Consider the following 333-nt stretch of genomic DNA (forward strand, 5'->3'; position numbering starts at 1 on the left):
CCTCTTTATCCATCGCAATAAGCGGACGAAGCATTGGTGTGTTAATAACATGATTAATTGTATACATGCTCTCCATTGTTTGAGATGCCACTTGTCCAAGGCTCTCGCCTGTTGCAATTGCCAATGCTCCATGTTTTTGTGCCAATCGCTCAGTAATCCGCATCATAAAGCGACGCATAATCGTAATTGTGTAATGCTCCGGGCAGTGCTGACGAATCTGAGTTTGAATCTCTGTGAATGGTACGACATGCAGCTTCATACCTCCACTATATTGAGTCAGGATACGCGCTAAGTCAATTACCTTCTGCTTCGCTCGCTCCGATGTAAACGGAT

1 pseudogene is annotated in these 333 nt (G+C 44.7%); it reads right to left on the reverse strand.

The features are described from left to right. Positions 1–333, reverse strand: a pseudogene (locus tag LKX83_RS32180) (tRNA uracil 4-sulfurtransferase ThiI); the annotation flags it as partial.

Origin of the sequence: Cohnella baijiui (assembly GCF_020731285.1) — a bacterium.
Taxonomy (GTDB): Bacteria; Bacillota; Bacilli; order Paenibacillales; family Paenibacillaceae; genus Cohnella.